This is a genomic window from Limnohabitans sp. Hippo3 (assembly GCF_003063665.1).
In the GTDB taxonomy this organism is placed as follows: Bacteria; Pseudomonadota; Gammaproteobacteria; order Burkholderiales; family Burkholderiaceae_C; genus Limnohabitans_A.
This window is the reverse complement of record NZ_NESF01000007.1, coordinates 121317-141310: the sequence shown is the minus strand read 5'-3', so window position 1 is coordinate 141310 and position 19994 is coordinate 121317. Positions and strand designations below refer to the sequence as shown.

General features: G+C 62.9%; 16 protein-coding genes. 10 read left to right on the top strand and 6 right to left on the bottom strand.

Translation table 11 applies throughout. The annotated features are described in order from the left end of the window. Positions 1-289: 289 nt before the first annotated feature. Both B9Z34_RS09650 and B9Z34_RS09645 read right to left on the bottom strand, forming a co-directional pair. Positions 290-787 (bottom strand): disulfide bond formation protein B, encoded by a 498-nt coding sequence (locus B9Z34_RS09650; RefSeq protein ID WP_108427899.1) that lies wholly within the window; start codon positions 785-787, stop codon positions 290-292. Between the two features lie 287 nt (positions 788-1074). Further along, positions 1075-1851 (bottom strand): ferredoxin--NADP reductase, encoded by a 777-nt coding sequence (locus B9Z34_RS09645; protein WP_108427912.1) that lies wholly within the window; start codon positions 1849-1851, stop codon positions 1075-1077. Between the two features lie 202 nt (positions 1852-2053). Between B9Z34_RS09645 and B9Z34_RS09640 the strand changes: the two genes are divergently transcribed. From B9Z34_RS09640 to B9Z34_RS09630, 3 genes are all read left to right on the top strand, one after another. Next, complete coding sequence (locus B9Z34_RS09640; protein WP_062405287.1) at positions 2054-2329, top strand: oxidative damage protection protein; 276 nt, start codon at positions 2054-2056, stop codon at positions 2327-2329. A 36-nt stretch (positions 2330-2365) separates the two neighbouring features. After that, a complete protein-coding gene (gene mnmC, locus B9Z34_RS09635) occupies positions 2366-3520 on the top strand; it encodes an FAD-dependent 5-carboxymethylaminomethyl-2-thiouridine(34) oxidoreductase MnmC (RefSeq protein WP_108427898.1) in 1155 nt (384 codons plus the stop codon). A gap of 87 nt (positions 3521-3607) precedes the next feature. Further along, positions 3608-5227 carry an FMN-binding glutamate synthase family protein gene (locus B9Z34_RS09630; protein ID WP_108427897.1) on the top strand — a complete coding sequence of 540 codons (1620 nt, stop codon included), beginning with the start codon at positions 3608-3610 and terminating at the stop codon, positions 5225-5227. A 23-nt stretch (positions 5228-5250) separates the two neighbouring features. Here the strand turns inward: B9Z34_RS09630 and B9Z34_RS09625 are convergent, their stop codons facing one another. Beyond that, positions 5251-7197, bottom strand: coding sequence for a glycosyltransferase (locus B9Z34_RS09625; protein ID WP_233249520.1), 1947 nt, complete (start codon positions 7195-7197; stop codon positions 5251-5253). Positions 7198-7204: 7 nt separating this feature from the next. Further along, positions 7205-8443, bottom strand: a complete 1239-nt coding sequence (locus tag B9Z34_RS09620) for an HlyD family secretion protein (RefSeq protein WP_146179636.1) — start codon at positions 8441-8443, stop codon at positions 7205-7207. Positions 8444-8565: 122 nt separating this feature from the next. On the opposite strand from B9Z34_RS09620, the gene B9Z34_RS09615 reads away from it, so the two are divergent. Both B9Z34_RS09615 and B9Z34_RS09610 read left to right on the top strand, forming a co-directional pair. Beyond that, complete coding sequence (locus B9Z34_RS09615; RefSeq protein ID WP_233249518.1) at positions 8566-9765, top strand: ABC transporter substrate-binding protein; 1200 nt, start codon at positions 8566-8568, stop codon at positions 9763-9765. Further along, positions 9762-12407, top strand: coding sequence for a bifunctional diguanylate cyclase/phosphodiesterase (locus tag B9Z34_RS09610; protein WP_108427895.1), 2646 nt, complete (start codon positions 9762-9764; stop codon positions 12405-12407). Before B9Z34_RS09615 ends, B9Z34_RS09610 begins: the two co-directional genes overlap by 4 nt. 10 nt (positions 12408-12417) lie before the next feature. Here the strand turns inward: B9Z34_RS09610 and B9Z34_RS09605 are convergent, their stop codons facing one another. Together B9Z34_RS09605 and B9Z34_RS09600 are read right to left on the bottom strand one after the other, a co-directional pair. Then, positions 12418-13392, bottom strand: a complete 975-nt coding sequence (locus tag B9Z34_RS09605) for an HD-GYP domain-containing protein (protein WP_108427894.1) — start codon at positions 13390-13392, stop codon at positions 12418-12420. 69 nt (positions 13393-13461) lie between these two features. Beyond that, positions 13462-14661: an ABC transporter substrate-binding protein gene (locus B9Z34_RS09600; protein ID WP_108427893.1), complete on the bottom strand. Its 1200-nt coding sequence runs from the start codon at positions 14659-14661 to the stop codon at positions 13462-13464. 267 nt (positions 14662-14928) lie between these two features. Between B9Z34_RS09600 and B9Z34_RS09595 the strand changes: the two genes are divergently transcribed. The 5 genes from B9Z34_RS09595 (at position 14929) to cysD (ending at position 19978) form a co-directional block, all read left to right on the top strand. After that, a complete protein-coding gene (locus tag B9Z34_RS09595; RefSeq protein WP_108427892.1) occupies positions 14929-15720 on the top strand; it encodes a sulfite exporter TauE/SafE family protein in 792 nt (263 codons plus the stop codon). A gap of 19 nt (positions 15721-15739) precedes the next feature. Next, positions 15740-17560 carry a nitrite/sulfite reductase gene (locus tag B9Z34_RS09590; RefSeq protein WP_108427891.1) on the top strand — a complete coding sequence of 607 codons (1821 nt, stop codon included), beginning with the start codon at positions 15740-15742 and terminating at the stop codon, positions 17558-17560. Between the two features lie 90 nt (positions 17561-17650). Next, positions 17651-18028 carry a DUF934 domain-containing protein gene (locus B9Z34_RS09585; RefSeq protein ID WP_108427890.1) on the top strand — a complete coding sequence of 126 codons (378 nt, stop codon included), beginning with the start codon at positions 17651-17653 and terminating at the stop codon, positions 18026-18028. Positions 18029-18127: 99 nt separating this feature from the next. Next, positions 18128-18883 (top strand): phosphoadenylyl-sulfate reductase, encoded by a 756-nt coding sequence (locus B9Z34_RS09580; protein WP_108427909.1) that lies wholly within the window; start codon positions 18128-18130, stop codon positions 18881-18883. Positions 18884-19048: 165 nt separating this feature from the next. Further along, a complete protein-coding gene (cysD, locus tag B9Z34_RS09575; protein ID WP_108427889.1) occupies positions 19049-19978 on the top strand; it encodes a sulfate adenylyltransferase subunit CysD in 930 nt (309 codons plus the stop codon). Positions 19979-19994 lie beyond the last annotated feature (16 nt).

The following is a 19994-nucleotide window of genomic DNA, read 5'->3' as shown; positions in this document are numbered from 1 at the left end:
CTAATCTTCGGGTGACCGATGCGATCAGGCGATGGCAGGACCTACGCTACCGTTTGGCTGAACCGAGCCGAAAACGCCGCTCACAGAGGGCAACGTTGCGTAAGATATTAAGTTAGCGCATATGCGCGTACGCGGGTATGACACAGCGACGTCAACCCAGGCTTGATCGGGGGGGGCGATGCCTCTTGTCTCGTCACCCCCGACTTGATCGGGGGTCCATGCCTTCGACTGCCGTGGATACCCGCATGCGCGGGCATGACAAAGCAGGCGCGGGCCTTCTCAGTGGGCATCAACGGTCCTTGAAAGCCTTGTACGCGATCAACCAGCCCGCAAGGCCAAACACCACAAAACACACAAACGACCAGTTGGCGATGGAGCCGCCCAGAAAGGTCCAGTCGATCTTGGTGCAGTCGCCGCTGCCTTTGAAGATCATGGGAATGGCGCGGTTGATAGGGAAGTTTTCGACCATGCCGTAAAAGTCACGGCCACAGGTGACGATTTCGGGTGGGTACCACTGCAGCCAGCTCTGGCGTGCCGCCGTGAACGCGCCGAAACCCGCCATCAGCGCGAGGAACAGGGCCGATACCGTCAGGCCCCAGCCACGCAAACGCCAGCCAATAGCCCCGAACAGCACCACCCCGATCAGCGCGTACCGCTGCACGATGCACATGGGGCAAGGATTCAGACCCACCACATGCTGCAAATACAGGCCAAAGATCAGCATGCCGATGCCCGACAAAACGATCAGGGCCATCCAGCGAGAGGGGGTGATGGAAGTCAGGTTCATGGCATTGGTGAGGGGTGGATCATGTTGGCGACAGTTGGGCCAAGTTTGTCATGCCCAACTTGATCGGGCATCCAGGCTGTTCAGACATGGATACCCGCGTGCGCGGGTATGACATGGAAAGCTGGATACCCGCCTTCGCGGGCATGACACGGAATACTCGAAACCCGCCTTTGCGGGTATGACAAAAGGCTTGGATGCCTGCATTCGCGGGTTGACAACACAAAAAACCTATTTTGCCTTCATGCTCCGGCCCGATCAGTGGGGCCTGTCACAAAGCCCCTGCCTCATCAGGATTCGGCGAACGCGCGTTCGATGACAAAAGCGCCCGGGGTGCTGGTGTTGCCTTCTTTCAGGCTGCGCTCTTCGCAGATGCGCTTGAGGTCTTTGAGCATGGCCGGGCTGCCGCAGATCATCACGCGGTCGGTCTCGGGGTCGAGCGGGGGCAAGCCCAGGTCGGCAAACAGCTTGCCGTTTTCGATCAGGTCGGTCAGGCGTCCCTGATTTTTATAGGGTTCGCGGGTCACGGTGGGGTAGTACAGCAGCTGCTGGGTCACCATTTCACCCAAAAACTCGTTCGCTGGCAGCTCTTGGGTGATGTAGTCGTGGTACGCCAGCTCGTTCACCTGCCGCACGCCGTGCACCAGGATCACTTTTTCAAAGCGGTCGTAGGTGTCGGGGTCGCGGATGATGCTCATGAAGGGGGCCAGCCCCGTGCCAGTGGACATGAGGTACAGGTTTTTGCCGGGCAAGAGGTAGTCGCACAGCAAGGTGCCCGTGGGTTTGCGGCCCACCACGATGGTGTCGCCCACCTGGATGTGTTGCAGCTTGGAGGTCAGCGGGCCGTCGGGCACCTTGATGCTCAAAAACTCCAGATGCTCTTCGTAGTTGGCGCTGGCAATGGAATAGGCGCGCAACAGCGGTTTGCCGTTGTCGCCGCGCAGGCCGATCATGGTGAAGTGACCGTTGGAAAAGCGCAGGGCTTGGTCGCGGGTGGTGGTGAAACTGAACAGGCGGTCGGTCCAGTGGTGAACGCTCAAAACGCGCTCTTCAAGAAATGCACTCATTTGGTATTGCTGTGTGTTGGGGCGAGACCAGAGACCCAATGCCCTTGGGGGATGCTGAAAGCTTGCTACAGTTACGGCCTGCAAGACCACACGTCACCGGGTCAACCCGGATTGTCGTGTGAACCGCTCCCAACTGGAAATACTGAAATTCTATATCCGTATAACCAGCGCTTCTTTAGACAGATCAAGGCTCGACACCACCATGGCACGTACCGTTCAATGCATCAAACTCGGCAAAGAAGCTGAAGGTCTGGATTTTCCGCCCTACCCCGGCGAGCTGGGCAAACGCATCTGGGAAGGCGTGAGCAAGCAAGCCTGGGCCGACTGGCTCAAGCACCAGACCATGCTGGTCAATGAAAACCGCCTGAACCTGGCCGATCTGCGGGCCCGCCAATACTTGGCCCGCCAGATGGAAAACCACTTCTTCGGCGATGGCGCCGACGCCGCCCAAGGCTATGTGCCACCCGCAGCGGGCTGATGCCCCGCAGCGTTTGACCCCCTGCTTGTTGACCCCTTGAGCTCGCCACCCGACACGCGCGTAGCGCTGGTGATCGGTGCGGGCTTGTCCGGCTCGGCTGTCGCGCACAGCCTGGCTGTGCGAGGCTGGGCCGTCACCGTGCTCGACCAAACCCCGGGCGTGGGTGCTGGCGCATCGGGCCTGCCTGCGGGTTTGGCCGCGCCCCATGTTTCACCCGACGACAACGTGCTCTCGCGCATCACGCGAGCGGGCGTGCAGGCCACGCTGCAACGCGCCCGGGCCATGCTGCACAGCGGCACCGACTGGGCCCTGAGCGGCGTGCTGGAACACAATCTGGCGGGCAAACGCAGACTGCCTGCCAACTCCACCGACCAGCACAGCACTCCGGCGAGCCCGGCGCAAATCGCCGCTGCGGGCCTGCCACAGGGCACGCCCGCGCTGTGGCATGCGCAAGCGGGCTGGATTCGACCCCGGCAACTGGTGGCCGCGCAGCTGCAAACCCCGGGCGTGCAGGTGCGCTGGGGTCAGCAGGTGCAAGGCATCGAGCGGCGCGGCGAGCAATGGGCCGTGACCGATGCCCAAGGCCAAACACTGGGCCAGGCCCCTTGGCTGGTGGTGGCCAGCGCCTTTAACAGCTTGGCATTGCTGCGGCCCCTGCCCGGCTTTGCCGTGCCGCTGAATCCCTTGCGTGGGCAAGTCAGTTTTGGCCACATGGTCGACTTGACCGAGGGCCAGCGCCAGCTTCTGCCGCCTTTTCCGGTCAACGGCCACGGCAGCTTCATCAGCGGCGTGCCCACGCCCGAGGGGCCGCCCGGCTGGTTCATCGGCTCCACCTTTGAGCGCAACTGCGAGCAAGCCCCCGTGCGCGAAGAAGACCACGCCGCCAACCAAGTGCGCCTGGCCACGCTGCTGCCCGCTTTGGGCGAAGCCATGGCCAGGCAATTCGGGCCGAACCTCGTGCAAGGCTGGGCCGGTTTGCGCTGCACCTTGCCCAACCGACTGCCTGCGGTCGGCCCCATCGACCGCCAGCGCCTGCCGGGCCTGTGCCTGAGCACGGGCATGGGCGCACGCGGCATCAGCCTGGCCGTGTTGTGCGGTGAACTCACCGCCGCCTGGCTGAACCAAGAGCCCCTGCCCTTGCCTGAATCCTTGGCCAAGCACCTGGCGGCTGAGCGCTTCGTTCGCGCATAAATTTACAAAAACTAACAAAACCATCTACGATGGGGTCCATACCTGCGCGTATCGACCCCCGTGGTCGTTTGTTTTGGAGAGCTGCCCATGGCCCGTCAATCCTTGTCGCGTTACCTGCCCTGGCTGGTCACCGCCCCGGCCGCCCTCCTCAGCTGGCCCGTCTCGGCTTGGGCCAGTGCAGGTTTTGCCGCCTTGTTCGTGCTGGGCTGGATGGACTTCCGACAACCCAAACAGGCGGTGCGGCGCAACTACCCCCTCACCGGCAGGCTGCGCTACGGGCTGGAATACATCCGGCCTGAATTGCGGCAATATTTTCTGGAAGACGACGAGGAAAAACTGCCCTTTTCGCGCAACCAGCGGGCCATGGTTTACGCCCGCTCCAAAGTGCAAAACGACAAGCGCGGATTTGGCAGCATCAAGGACATGTACGCCGCCCAATCCGAGTGGGTCACCCATTCTTTGCAACCGACGCAGCTGGACCCGGCGAATTTCAGGATCACGGTGGGCGCACACCAATGCCAGCAGCCCTATGCGCTGTCACTGCTCAACATATCGGGCATGAGCTTCGGGGCTTTGTCGCCCAACGCGATCAAGGCCCTGAACAAGGGTGCCGCCATGGGGCAGTTTGCGCACGACACCGGAGAGGGCAGCATCTCCCGGTACCACCGCGAGCCGGGCGGCGATCTGATCTGGCAGATCGCCTCGGGCTATTTCGGCTGCCGCACACCCGAAGGCCGTTTCGACCCGGTGCGCTTTGCGGAACAAGCCCGCTCGCCTCAGGTCAAGATGATCGAGCTGAAACTGTCGCAAGGGGCCAAACCTGGCCACGGCGGCGTTTTGCCCAAAGCCAAAGTCAGCCACGAAATCGCCGAAGCGCGGGGCGTGCCCATGGGGCAGGACTGTGTGTCGCCCGCCCGGCATTCGGCGTTCAGCACACCGCTGGAGTTGCTGGCTTTTGTGGGGCAGCTGCGCGAACTCTCGGGTGGCAAACCCGTGGGCATCAAGCTGTGTGTCGGGCATCCGGCCGAATGGTTTTCGCTGGTCAAGGCCATGCTGGAGACCGGGCAGACGCCCGATTTCATCGTCGTGGATGGCTCCGAAGGCGGCACGGGTGCCGCACCCATCGAGTTTGCCGACCATGTGGGCATGCCCCTGCGCGACGGACTGCGGCTGGTGCACAACAGCCTGGTGGGTGCAGGCCTGCGAGACCGCATCAAGATCGGGGCATCGGGCAAGGTGATTTCGGCCTTCGACATGGCACGCTGCCTGGCCCTGGGGGCGGACTGGTGCAACGCGGCGCGGGGCTTCATGTTTGCGCTGGGCTGCATCCAGTCACGCAGCTGCCACACCGACCACTGCCCCACGGGCGTGGCCACTCAAGACCCGGTGCGCCAACGTGCCATCGTGGTCACCGACAAGGCCGAGCGGGTGTTTTACTTTCACGCCAACACCCTGCATGCCCTGGCCGATCTGGTGGGCGCTGCGGGTCTGCAAAAGCCCGGCGACATCACGCCGCACCACCTGATGGTGCGCAATGGCCACGGCCAGGCCCGGACTCTGGCCTCCAACATCGACACCTTGTTGCCGGGGCAGCTGCTGGCGTCTGCGGCCCCCGCGCCACTGCCCAGTCCCTTTGCCGAGTTCTGGACGGCCAGCGCGGCCGCGCATTGGGGCATGCCCGCTGGCGCAGAAGCTGTGACCGTGTGAGTCGGCCAGGGGTTGGCCCAGGCTCAGTGCATCGCTTTGCGCCACATGCGCTGCAGCAATTTGCGCCAGCTTTGCACCCGACTGACGTGGTTGCTGTAGTCACCACTGAACAGCTTGCGGATCAAGGCGTCGCGCTGCGCTTGACTGGGCACAAAACGCCCGCTCAGGCGACCAGGCCAGCGGCGCAGGATCTGCAGCGGCACCTCGCCCACATCCTGAACCACCAGGCGCAGGCCCTCGCTGGCCTCGGGCAGTGCGGAACCTGCCGGGTCCGCGCTCAGGTGAAAACCGTCCACACTGGCGTCCACCAACAGCACGGGCAGGGACTCATCCCCCCAGTGCAGCATCGCGGGTTCTTTCAGTTCGAAGCGCTCCTCGCGGCGCAGACGCGGGCCTTCGATGCACAGCAGCGCCGCCAGCGCCAAGGCCAACACATTCAGGCCCGACCAGAACACCGCGATCGGGAAAAACTCGGTGAAGGGCACCACCGCCAGCTCGGGCGTCACATTGATCAACAGCCCCAGCAGGGTCAGGGCCAAGGTGAGCAGGATCGGCGCGAGAGTGACCGTGTCCACCCGGCGGCCGCCTACCGACATTGAGCCCTTGGGCGTGACCCGAAAGGGTTTGCCAAAAGGTTGGATCAGCGAAGCCAGCACCGTGGGTGCGAGCCTGAAGCTGGCAAAAATGCTGGCGGGCACCGACACCAGTGGGATGTAGTGCGAGCCCACCAACCAGCGGGTCGCCAAAAACAGGCCCGCCAGCAAAGGCAGCTGAAAGCGGATCAGGTCGCCCGTGTTGGTGAACTGCAAAGGCATCCAACCCAGCAAGAGGTAGGCCAGCGGGATGAGCAACAAAAACAGGCGAACAAAGTACTGCGTGAGCCAGCTGGTCGGGAAAAACAGCAGGCGCTGCATGGGCGTGAGCCCCGGCCCCAAGGGGCCCCAACGCAAAAACAGCGACTGGATGGCGCCCCGGCACCAGCGTTCGCGCTGCACAAAAAAGCCCTCGATCGACTCGGCCGCCAGGCCCATGCTCAGGCGCTCGTTCAGGTACACGGTGCGGTAGCCATGGCGCAGCATGACCAAGGTGGTGAGCAGGTCTTCGGTGATGCTTTCGGTCGGGATGCCGCCCGCTGCATCCAGCGCCTGACGCCGCATGATGCTGCACGAGCCGCAGCAAAACGAAGCGTCCCAGGCGTCGCGCGAAGCGGCCATCTGGTCAAAAAACAAGCGCTGTTCGTCCGGGTAGTCCTGCATCAGGCCCAGATTGGTCTGGATCGGGTCCTTGTTGTAAAAGTGCTGGGGCGTTTGGACGATGCCCACGCTCGGGTCCACAAACAGGCCCAAGGTGCGCCGGATGAAACCCCGCGAGGGCACAAAATCGGCATCGAACACGGCCACAAACGCCCCTCGGGCGTGCTGCAGCGCGTGGTTGAGGTTGCCCGCTTTGGCGTGCAGGTTGTCGGGCCGCGTCAGGTAGCGCACGCCGTGGCGGGCGCAATAGGCCTGGAGCCAGTCCCGGCGGCCATCGTCCAGCACCCAGACCGTCTTGTTCGGGTAATCGATCGCCTGCGCACCCAGGATGGTTTTTTCCAGCACATCCAGCGGCTCGTTGTAGGTGGGAATGAACACATCCACCTCGGGCTGGCCCAAAACGGCCGCGCCGTCTACAGCGTCGGCCTGGGCGCTGCGGGTGTTGAGGCGGCTCATGATCAGCAAAAAGATGCCCACCTCCAACAGCGCCAGCAACTCGATCAGGGCCACCGCCCAGATCCAGGCCTGAGTCTGCCAGCCTTGCCCACCCGCCGCCTGCAAGGTCGAGCCCACGCGCCAAAACAGGTAGGGCACCCACAGCACAGCCGGCACCAGGGTCACCGCCATCCGGACACGGGGGTGGTCACGGCGGGTGTCCCACAACAGGGCAAACAGCCCCAAGACCAGCAGCAGCGGGATGAAGTTGTCGTCGATCACGCGGTGATCAGGTTCTGGCCATGGCGGTCAGGCGGCTGAACAGCGCCTGAGGGTTCCAGTTGCGCGGGATTTTCACGTCCACCACGCGCCCGGCGTAGCACAGGCTGGCTTCGGGTTGGGGCAGGTCTTGCGGCCGGATGTCGACCAGCACCCGCCCCTCGTTGCGCTCGCGCCGCAGCTGCGCGGCCAGTGTCTGGTCAGCTCCGTTGTTGCCGCTGCCGCTGGTGGCGCGCACGCGGCCCTGCAGCCAGTCGCTGGTGCCCAGCAGGCGGTACTGCACCACCGTGCCCGGCGACATGTGGTGCAGCTGGCTTTCAGGCACCGCCACATCCACAAAGGCGTCACGGCAATGAATCACCTGCGCCAGCTCGGCCCCGGCGATGACTTCGCTGCCATTGGCAAAAAACTTGCGCCACAACAAACCTTGCACGGGCGCGTGGATTGGGGCCTCCTGCAGCGCTTGCTGGCCGTCACCGCCTTGCGCCAACTGGTTTTGGATTTGCTGCACACGGCTGTGGGTTTCGCGCAGCCGGGTTTGCAGCTCGGCCAGCTGGATGCGCAGGTCCTCCAGTTTTTGCTGGCTGTAAGGCACATCGTTGCGCCCCTGCCCCAGGTACACCTGGTCGCGCACCGCCACGCCTTCGATGCGCAACATCTTTTCACGCGCCTGAATGGCTTCGAGCCGGGCCTGACTGGCTTGCAAGGCATTGCGGGCTGCATCGATCTGCACCGGCGAAATGAAGTTTTCGCTGGCCAGCCGCTCCTGGCGGGCCAGGGTGTCCGCGTCCTGGCGCACCTGCGCCTGCTGAGCGCGGGCTTGCGAGTCGACTTCGGCCAACTGCGCCTGCAAGCGGGCCATTTCATGGTCGCCGTGCAGTTTGACCCGTTGCTCAAAAGTGCGCTGGAGCCGCTGCCAGTCGGCTTGCTGGCTTTGCAAGCCTTGCAGCCGCTCCTTCAAGCTCGACAGTTCGTTTTCCAGACTCTCCCTTGCCCGCAGACTGAGCACCCGACCCAGCCGCGCCTGCAGAGAAACTGCTTGTCCGGCGGTGGCATTGAAATCCTGCAAGGTCCCGGAAATGGGTGAGTGCACCGACAACACAGGCGCATTGACCACAGCGTGGCCGCTTTGTTGGTTGAGCACCGCAGGCACGGCCACCACCATGGCGGTCATGAAAATCAAGACGCCGATACCCCGGCGCACCCATTTGCCCAACGAGATCCGATGTTTTTGTTCTTGTCCAGTCAATTTTCAGCCCCTGATCACCAACGTTCTAAATTCAGTAAATTTGCTAACATCATAAGTCTTGTAAGCATCAATACCCATAAAATTGTATTGAATCGTTAACTTTTTAATTTTTGATTGAGGCCATGCAACCCCACCTTCACCCTTGGCTCGGCGTTTTGTTGTGCTGTGCAGCCATCATGCCCACCGGGGCCGCTGCGCAGGGCACGCCCAACAACAAGCCCCCGGTCCTCATCGGGTTTGATGGGGCTTATGGCCAGAAAACCAACACCGCGCCCATCGCCATCGAACTAGGCGCGCGTGCGGCCATCGACGACATCAACCGGGCAGGCGGCGTGTTGGGCGGGCGTCCCCTGCAGCTGGTGACCACTGACAACAAAGGCGTCACGGCACGTGGCAAAGACAATTACGCCGAACTGGCCCAGATGAAAGACATGGTGGCGGTGTTGGGTGGCAAGTACAGCCCCATCAGCGTCGAAGTGCTGCCCGAAGCCCACCGACTCAAGGTACCACTGATAAGCGTTTGGGGTTCGGCCGACGGCATCACCGACCATCCCTACCGCCCTTCTTATACCTTCCGGGTCTCGCTCAAGGACGACTGGGGCGTCGAGGCCATGATGCGCCGCATGGCCAACACCTACAAAGCCTCGCAGGTGTGTGCCTTTTTGCCCAACACCTCCTGGGGCCGCTCGGCCGACGCGGTGATCAAGTCCAAAGCCACCCGCTACAAACTCAACTTTGGCGTGGTGCGTTGGTACAACTGGGGTGACACCACATTTGCCGAAGACTACCGCCGCTGCCTCGATAACCAGGGCCAGGCCTTGATGTTTGTGGGCAATGAAAAGGAAGCGACCATCTTGCTCAAAGAGATGGCCGCCCTGCCCGCCGACAAACGCCTGCCGGTGGTCGCGCACTGGGGCACTGTGGGCGGGTTGCTGCACGAGATGGTCGGCCCGGCGCTGGGCCAGGTGTCCTTTGACGTGATCCAGACCTTCAGCTTCATGCAAAACCAGCGGCCCCGTGCCAAAGCGCTGGCCCAATGGATCCACACCCACAGCCCCTACAAAACAGTCAGCGCCATTCCGAGCCCGGTGGGTGCAGCACACGCCTACGACACCGTGCATTTGCTGGCCCTGGCGGTTGAGCGTGCCCGCAGCACCCAAGGCAGCCGTGTGCGCGATGCCCTCGAAAAACTGCCCCCTTTCTCCGGCGCTGTGCGAGACTACAAGCCCGCCTTCACGGCGACGCGCCACGACGCTTTGGACGCCAGTCAGGTCCTGTTCGTTCGCGTTGGGCCCGACGGCACACTCACCCCCACCCCATGAACCACCCCGCCCTGCTGCATTCGGTTTCGCTGCGCGAGCAAATCACCGACCGATTGCTTCGGATTTTGGGCACTTATGTGCTGGGTTTCACCGGGCTGATTTTTTTGCTCACGCTGGCCAGCGTGAGTTATTTCCACCGCAGCGAACTGCAGCAGTACCGGGCGCTGATCGCCACCAAGCTGTCGGCCGAGCTGTCGGCCATCGTGCGCGAGGCCGACTCGGTGGGCAACTCTTCGGTGGTCTGGACGGGCCTGACCGATTCGGCCGGGCGCGAAGCCTATCTGGAGCCCTTGCTGGCCAAGATGAACCGCAACCCGCACCACCAGATTGATTTGCTGGATTACCGGGGGCGTGACTTCATCTTGAGCCCGACCTCCAGCCAGCGGCCACGGCTGGACAGCGCAGCGATCACGCGCACCATCGAACAGGCCCGGCCCCAGGTTCAGCTCTATGCGTCTGACCAAGGCCAGTTGATGCTGTTTTCCTTGCCCGTGATCGCCCCCTTTTCGGACAGCCCACTGGGCATTTTGCTCAGCAGCATCAACCTGACCCGGGAGTTGACCAGTCTGGGTTTGCCCGACAGCCTGGGGCTGAACTACAGCCTGACACCGCCCCCGACCGCAGGCATCGGCTCTTGGCTGACGACTTACAGCGCGGTGCCCATCCTTTTCGAGCAGCAAGAGATGGTGCTTTACGTCGAGGTGACCTTGCCCATGTGGCAAAGGCTGCTGGTGGCTTTCCTGGCGGTGGCCTTGACTCTGGCCAGCGGTGGCTGGCTGTACCGGCGTCTGGGCCGCTGGGCTGAGGGATTTGCCAAAGACCTGACCGACCGGCTCGATGCGCTGGTGCAAGTGACCTCCAAGTTGGCCACCGACGGCGTGGCCCCCGTCTTCCACGACGACGAGGGCGATGAGATCACGGCCGTGTTCGATGCGGTGCAAGCCATCGTGCTGCGCCAGCGGGCCATCGGACAAAAGCTGCTGGTGTCGTCGCGGGTGTTCGAGACCGCTGCTGAAGCCATTTTGATCACCAACGACCAAGGGCGCATTGCCGACGTCAACGCCGCCTTGCTGCGCATGACCGGCTACCCGCGCGAAGAACTGATTGGCCAGCCCGCTGGCCTGCTCTACCGGCTGCAGGAAACTTCACACGAAGGCGTGAACATCGGGGAGGCGGTACGCCAGCACGGCGAGTGGCGTGGCGAGACCTTCTTCCTCACGCGCGATCAGCGCCCCATCCCGGTCATGCTGGCCGTGTCGGCGCTGTTTGACGAGCAGCAGCAAAGCCTGGGCCATGTGGCCATCTTCTCGGACATCAGCGCCCTCAAACTGGCCGAAGACCGGCTGCGCGATCTGAGTTACAAGGACCCGCTGACCGGCCTGCCCAACTACCGCGCTTTTGCGGAATTGATGCACACCCAGCTCAGGCCCGACAACGCGCACGCCCACCGCTTTGCCCTGTTGTTCATCGACCTGGACCACCTGAAACTGATCAACGACAGCTACGGCCATGAGCAAGGCGATCAGGTGATCGTGCAGATCGCACAAAACCTGTCGCGCTTTTTGCCCCAGCCGCATTTCTTGTGCCGCCGCTCAGGCGATGAGTTCATCGCGATTTTGTACATGCAGGACAACGTCGCTGGCATGCAGCAAAAGCTCAACGACTCGATGCAGACAGTCACGCACCGCATCGAGCTGCCCGGCGGCGTGCTGACACAGGCCTCGTTTTCGGTGGGTGCGGTGGTCTACCCCGACCACGCGCAAACCCTCAACGAGCTGCTTGTGCTGGCCGATTCGGCCTTGCAGTCGTCCAAGGAAGCCGGACGTGCGCGCGTGACCTGGCTGAACAACGACATCATCTTGCGCCTGACGCGTCGCCACCGCATCGAGGCCCGCCTGGCCGAGGCCCTGCAAGGGCGCCTGATCCGCCCGCACTACCAGCCCGAGGTGCAGCTGCGCGATGGCCGGGTGCGTGGCTTTGAGGCCCTGGCCCGCTGGGACGACCCCGAGCTGGGCCCCGTGTCCCCCGGCGAATTCATCCCCATCGCTGAAAACATGGGCCTGATCGACCCGCTGACCGAGGTCATGCTTTGCCAGATCGTGGACGACCTCAAACCGCTGCGCGAGCGCTTTCCCGAAGCCAAGGTGGCCTTCAACGTCTCGGCCAAGCAATTGAGCAACCGCCGGATTTTCCGCATCCTGACGAACTGCATCGACGCCAAATGCAGCAGCTTCGAAGGTCTGGTGATGGAGGTGACAGAAACCGAGCTGATCCAGGGCATGGAAGACGCCAATTTGCAGCTTGAACTGCTGATCGGGCTGGGCATCGAAATCGCCATCGACGATTTCGGCAAAGGCTATTCCTCACTCGCACGGCTGGGCCAGTTACCAATCCGCAAACTCAAGATCGACAGCTCCTTCGTCTGGTCGATGCAGGACCCCAACACCGTCAAGATCATTCAGGCCGTTTTGGCCCTGGCCCGTGCTTTGCACATGGAGGTCACCGTCGAAGGCGTAGAGACTTTCTTCCAGCGCGATGTTCTGCTGGGCCTGGGCTGCAACCAGGCTCAGGGCTTCCTGTTTGCACGCCCCATGCCTTTGGCAGACATCCTGCAGCTGCCCTCACATCTGGAGCCCGCCTGAGACTGCAGGGTCAGGGCCCGGGAAAGCGATAGCCCCCTTGCACAAACAAGGCCACGCAGGCCTGCACCAGGTCGGCATCGAACAACACGCCCGATGACACCAGCAAGACCTGCAAGGCCTGGTCCATGGTTTGTGCGCTCTGGTAGGGGCGGTCGCGTGTCATGGCGTCCAGCATGTCGGCCATGCCGATGACCTGGGCGCCGCGTAACACATCCTCGCCTTTGAGGCCCAGCGGGTAGCCACTGCCGTCGATGCGTTCGTGGTGCTGTGCGATCAGGGCTTTGACCGGCCCGGCAAACTCGACGTGTTGGAGCATGTCCAGACCTGTCGACACATGCTTCTGGATTTGCTTGACCTCGCCCTGCGACAAGAGTTCGGTTTTGCCCAGAACCCGCGCGGGCACCGTGACCATGCCCAGGTCATGGATCAGCGCCGCCAAAACCACCGACTCGACCTCGTCGGGCGCCCACTGCAGCTTTCTGGCCAAGGTGCCGGCCAGATCGGCCACGCGCCTTTGGTGCCCAATCGAGTCCGGGTCGTGCACCTCCAGCACCGTGATCAAGGCCTGCACCACCCCCATGAGGGCGGTTTCGGCCACAGAAGAAGAAATCGACATGGCTTGCGCCAAACTGCTGCGCACCAAGGTGCACAACACCAGCCGACGGTCGGCCAAGTTCACCGACCGGGCACTCATGACCAGCGACAGGCTTTGCTGGTCCTGGGTCATGCCCGTGACGGCCATGGGCGGCATGGCCAATGGCAGACTGGTCAAGGACACCAGCGTGCGCACCACATCGGGTTGCTGCCAGCCCCCTTCTTCCCAAAACACGGCGCCTTGCAAAGAGGCCTTGGACCGCCCCAGCCACTGGGGCCACGCCGGGTTCAGGCCTTCAATGCGGCCACTGGCCGGGTCCACCAGCACCAGCCCGGCATCGGCCTGGGCCAGCATGAGTTGGTCGGGATCGTGGAACGGGGTGTCCTTCATGGGCAGGGCTTGCGCTCGGTAGGGGGATTCACAGCATAGGGCATCGCGCCCGGGCCGGCTGAACGGGTTTCAGCGAATGGCCTCGGCCGGGCGGCGAGATTTCACATACGCGTCGGTCGGCTGGTAGTTTTTGCCATCGGCATAGCGCCACTGGACCATGGTGCCTTTGCCGCCGCGCTGGTCGAGCTTGCCGACATAAGCGCCCATGGTGGATTGCTGGTCAATGGCGCGGAACTCGGCCGGACCGAAGGGCGTGCTGAATTTCAGGCCACGCATGGCGGTGACCAGCTTCTCGTTGTCGGTGGTGTTGGCTTTCTTAATGGCAGCAAAGATGGCCTGCATGGTGGCATAGCCCACGACCGAGCCGACCTTGGGGTTCTCGTTGAACTTCTTGTAATAGTTGGCGGCAAAGCTGGCGTGTTCTTTGTTGTCCAGCTGGTCCCAGGGGTAGCCGGTCACGATCCAGCCCTTGGGCGTTTCGTCCTTCAGCACTTCCAGATATTCAGGCTCGCCGGACAGCAGCGACACCACAGGCGTCTTGGGGAAGACGTTGCGTTGGTTGCCTTCGCGCACCAGCTTGGCCAGGTCGGCGCCAAAGGTCACGTTGAAGATGGCGTCGGGTTTGCTGGCCATGGTGGCGGTCAGCGTGCTGCCCGCGTCGATCTTGCCCTGGGCCGGCCACTGCTCGCTCACAAATTCCACATCGGGGCGCTTGGCCTTGAGCAGTTCCTTGAAGCTGGCCACAGCGCTTTGCCCATATTCGTAGTTGGGCGCGATGGTGGCCCAGCGCTTGGCGGGCATCTTGGCCGCTTCTTCGACCAGCATGGCCGATTGCATGTAAGTGCTGGGGCGCAGGCGGAAGGTGTAGCGGTTGCCCTTGTCCCAGACGATGGCGTCGGTCAGCGGCTCACTCGCCACAAACAGGCGCTTGTTCTTGGCGGCGTGGTCGGCCAAGGCCAGACCCACATTGGACAAAAAGCCCCCGGCCAGCACGTCCACTTTTTCTTTGGACGTCAGCTCGATGGCGTGCCGCAAGGCCTCTTCGGGCTTGCCCGCGTCATCGCGGGCGATGACTTCGACCTTGCGGCTGAGCAAGCCGCCTTGGGCGTTGATTTCTTCGACCGCCAATTGCCAGCCTTGCTTGTAGGGCTGGGTGAATTGAGGGATGGCGGAATAGCTGTTGATTTCCCCGATTTTGATGGGGGCCTGGGCAAAAACGGGCGACATGGCGGCTGCGGTCAGCAGGCCCGTGGCGATAAGGCGGTTCATAAAAATAGTCCTAGGGTTAAGGTGGAAAGGCGTGACTGTACCAGCCGATTTTTACCCTGTCTCAGAGAGGACACACTAAACCCGGGCATCTCCCGGTGACCCTGCATCCGATCTTGTTTTGTCATGCCCGCGCATGCGGGTATCCATCCGCAACGAAGGCACAGCCCCCACTCGACATGCATGCCGCCACTTCTTATAAGCACCCAGCATATATACCCAACTAAAAAATCGTTTGTTTCAGCATAAAGCCCCCTTACAGTCTCGCCCATGGTTGATTTGGGCTATGTCTTTGCAGGTTTTTTCGTCGGCACCATCGTGGGCCTGACGGGGGTGGGCGGTGGCTCGCTCATGACGCCCTTGTTGATCTTCTTTTTCGGCGTCAAGCCCTACATGGCCGTCGGCACCGACTTGCTGTTTGCGGCTTTCACCAAGCTGGGCGGCACCGTGAGCTTTGCCCGCCAGCGCATCGTGCCTTGGCGCGTGGTGGGCTTGCTCAGCGCAGGCAGCATCCCGGCCTGTCTGGCCACTTTGGGCTTTTTGCACTGGGTCGGCCCAGCCTCTGCAGCGGTTCAGGCGCTGATGACCACCACTTTGGGCGTTGCGCTGCTGCTGACCGCCATGGCCATGCTCTACAAGGCGGTGCGCGGCAAACAGCTGCCCCGCCAGTTGGCCGCCGCCGATGAAGCCCAGGCCAACACGCCCCGCCACTGGAGTTTGCCCGTGGTGTTTGGCGCCTTGATCGGGACCTTGGTCACCCTCACCTCGGTCGGCGCGGGCGCGATTGGCGTCACCGTGCTGCTGTTGCTCTACCCCATGCTGCCGCTGCCCCGCATCGTGGCGGCCGACATCGCTTACGCCGTGCCGCTCACTTTGGTGGCGGGCCTGGGCCATGCGTCGCTCGGCTCGGTCGACTGGCCGCTCCTGGCCAAGCTGCTGGCGGGCTCACTGCCCGGCATCTGGCTGGGCTCGCGCCTGACCCACCAAACGCCTGACCGCGTGATCCGCTCACTGCTGTCCGTGCTGCTGGCATGGGCAGGGACCAAGCTCGTTCTGATCTGATTTTTTCCACCGCTCCTTTATGTACCAGTACACCGAATTCGACAAAGCCTTTGTGCGCGCCCGCGCTGCAGAGTTCCGCGACCAGCTGGGCCGTTGGCAGACGGGTCAATTGACCGAAGACCAATTTCGCCCGCTGCGCCTGCAAAACGGCTGGTATGTGCAGCGCTACGCGCCCATGCTGCGCGTGGCCGTGCCCTATGGCGAAATCAACGCCGCCCAAATCAAGGTGCTGGCCCGAATCGCCCGCGAATACGACACGCCCGACGCTGCCTTGCTGGCCGAAGCGCAGGCCACCCAAGACAAGATCGCTGGCCAGGCCCCCAAGCTCACGACCAACTACGGCCACTTCACCACGCGCCAAAACGTGCAGTTCAATTGGATCCCGCTGGACAAATCGGCCGACGTGATGGACCTGCTGGCCACCGTGAACATGCACGGCATCCAGACCAGCGGCAACTGCATCCGCAACACCACGACCGACGAGCTGGCTGGGGTGGCGGTGGACGAAGTGGTCGATCCCCGACCCTACGCCGAACTGATCCGCCAGTGGAGCACGCTGCACCCCGAGTTCGCGCACCTGCCGCGCAAGTTCAAGATCGCCATCACGGGCGCCACCGAAGACCGCGCCGCGATTGGCTGGCACGACGTGGGCCTGCAAGTGCTCAAGAATGACGCGGGCGAAGTCGGCTTCAAGGTCCTGGTGGGCGGCGGCATGGGCCGCACCCCGGTGAATGGCGTGGTGATCCGCGAGTTCCTGCCCTGGCAGGACATCATGAATTACCTCGAAGCCGTGGTGCGCGTCTACAACCGCTGGGGCCGCCGCGACAACAAGTACAAGGCCCGCATCAAGATCCTGGTCAAGGCCGAAGGCCAGCGCTACTTTGACGAAGTCGAAACCGAGTTCCGTGAAATCCTCGAGCGCGATGGCGCGCCACACACCCTGCCGCAGGCCGAACTCGACCGCGTGAAAGCAGGTTTTGTGGACCCTGCCCTGAACCTGCCCGAAAGCACCGACCCGAATTTCAATGCTTGGCTCGCCCAAGCCGAAGCAGCCATCGGCATTGAAGCGGCCAAGACCCCCGCCTTTGCCCGCTGGCTGGCACGCAACGTGCGCCCGCACCGCAACCCGCTGTTGCGCGCCGTGTCGCTGTCCTTCAAGCGTCCGGGTTATGCGCCAGGTGATGCCACCGCCGATCAACTGGACGCCGCCGCCGCTTTGGTCGAGAAATATTCGGCTGGCGAAGCCCGTGTCTCGCACACGCAAAACCTGCTGCTGCCCTGGGTGCGCCTGGACCAGCTGCACGCGCTCTGGCTCGAAGCCAAGGCGCTGGGCGTGGCCCAGCCCAACATCGGTCTCTTGACCGACATGATCGCCTGCCCCGGCGGCGACTACTGCGCTCTGGCCAATGCCCGCTCCATCCCCACGGCCAGCGCCATCACCGAGCGCTACCAGGACCTGGACGAGCTCGAAGACCTGGGCCACATCGACTTCCACATCAGCGGCTGCATCAACTCCTGCGGTCACCATCATTCGGGTCACATCGGCATTTTGGGGGTCGATAAAGACGGCAAGGAGTGGTACCAGGTCACGCTGGGCGGCTCGGACGGCAAGGACCTGTCCGGCGCGGCCACACCCGGCAAGGTGGTGGGCCCGTCGTTCTCTTCGTTTGAAGTGCCTGACGTGATCGAAGCGATTTTGGACACCTACAAAGCGCTGCGCGTGAGCACCAGCCATGGCAAGCAGGAAGCTTTCATCGAGACGCTGCGCCGTGTGGGCCATGACCCTTTCAAGGCCGCTGCCCATGCAGCCCGCCATCCGGCTGAGGAACAAACTGCCTGAACACTCCTGTAGGAGGCCGCCCCTGCGGCCGAATGATCCATTCGCGCGCAGGGGCGCGCTCCCACAAGCCCAAACAGTCCACGACCACACATGAAAATCATCACCGCACAAGAACACCAAGCCGTTGAATCGCCAGCCGTCCTCTCGCTGGCCAACGACGTGGACCCGCGCACGCTCGACCTGAACGGCGTCACCCGCATCGACCTGCACTTCCCGGCCTTCACCGATGGCCGCGCTTACAGCCAGGCCTTTTTGCTGCGCCGCCGCCTGCGCTTTGCGGGCGAACTGCGCGCCACAGGCGACGTGCTGATCGACCAGCTGGTGCAGATGAGGCGCACGGGCTTTGACGTGGCCGTGCTCAAAGATGGCGTGGACGCCAGCGCCGCCCAGCGCCAGCTGGACCGCTATGCCGGTTTCTACCAAGGTTCGGCAGTCGATACACAACCCCCATTCGCCAAAGCCGCCTGAAATGGCTTTGTGGGAGCACGCCCCTGCGCGCGAATGTCAGCCGGAGCCATTGCACGCATTCGGCCGCAGGGGCAGCCTCCCACAGAAGAACACGAGACCATGACCTCTTCCTTGATTTCCTCCCGCAGCGCCCCGGCCAAAGCCACCGAGCTCCACGCCCAAGCCAGCCCTGACTTTGCCGCCAAACTGGCCGAGACCCAGGCGCTGCTGCGCCGCGCTGCGGCCGAATTCGCCCCCCTGACCCAAGCCTCCAGTCTGGGCGCCGAAGACGTGGTGATCACCCACCTCATCAACAGCCTGCAACTCGACATCCCGGTCTTTATGCTGGAAACCGGCGCACTGCACACCGAAACCCTGGCCCTGCTGGAGCGCACCCAGGCGCATTCGCTTGCGCCGATCAGCGTCTTCCGTCCGGTGCAAGCCTCGGTGATCCAATTCGTGCGTGACAAAGGCCAGGACGCGATTTACCAGAGCATCGAGCTGCGCAAAGCATGCTGCGGCATCCGCAAGATGGAACCATTGGCCCGCGCCCTGAAAGGCCAAAAAGCCTGGATCACGGGTTTGCGCCAGGAACAATCTGCGGCCCGGGCTGAAGTGCCTTTGCTCGACGAGAGCGAAGTGGCCACCAAGGCCCTGTACAAATTCAACCCCCTGGCCCGTTGGACCTGGGGCGACGTGTGGCACTACATCGCCACCCACAACGTGGATTACAACCCGCTGCACGACCAGTTTTTCCCGAGCATCGGCTGCGCCCCTTGCACCCGCGCCATCAGCCTGGGCGAGGAATTCCGCGCCGGGCGCTGGTGGTGGGAAGACGAAGCGGCCAAGGAATGCGGGCTGCACGTCAAGAAGTGATGCCCCTGTTGCATGCCCACTTGAATGCCATGCCCCCTTGAATGCCATGCCTCTTGAATGACATGCCCCTTGAATGTCATCCCCGCGAAGGCGGGGATCCATGCCTCCGATTTTGGATCCCCGCCTTCGCGGGGATGACGAAATAAAAACTCATTGATCACGACCATGAACGCCATGACACAAACCGAGTTGCACAGCCTGAGCAACGCCCACCTGGACGCACTGGAAGAAGAAACCATCTTTATCCTGCGCGAAGTCGCCGCCGCCTTCGAGCGCCCCACCCTGCTGTTTTCGGGCGGCAAGGACTCGCTGGTCATGCTCAAGTGCGCAGAAAAAGCTTTCGGCGCTGGCCGCATTCCCTACCCGCTGCTCATGATCGACACCGGTCATAACTTCAAGGAAGTGACCGACTTCCGCGACTTGCGCGCCAAGGAATTGGGGGCTGAGCTCATCGTGCGCAGCGTCGAAGACTCGATGAAGCGCGGCACCGTGCGCCTGGCCCACCCGGGCGAGAGCCGCAACGTGCACCAGTCGGTCACGCTGCTCGAAGCCATCGAAGAGTTCCGCTTTGACGCCCTGATCGGCGGCGCCCGCCGTGACGAAGAAAAAGCCCGCGCCAAGGAGCGCATCTTTTCGCACCGCGACAGCTTTGGCCAGTGGCAGCCCAAGGCCCAGCGGCCCGAGCTATGGACGCTGTTCAACACCCGCATCCATCCAGGTGAGCACTTCCGCGTGTTCCCGATCAGCAACTGGACCGAGCTGGACGTGTGGCAGTACATCGCCCGCGAAAACATCGCCCTGCCCTCGATCTACTACACCCACAAGCGCGAGGTGGTGGACCGCCGTGGCCTGTTGGTGCCCGTGACCGAGCTGACCCCGCCCAAAGACGGCGAAAAGGTCGAAATCCGTGACGTACGTTTTCGCACCGTGGGCGACATCACCTGTACCTGCCCGGTCGAAAGCGATGCGGCCACGCCCGAGCAGATCGTGATCGAGACGCTGGCTGCCGATGTGAGCGAGCGCGGCGCGACCCGCATGGACGACAAGACGTCCGAGGCTTCGATGGAGAAGCGCAAGAAGGATGGCTATTTCTGACCCATCGCTGATCCAT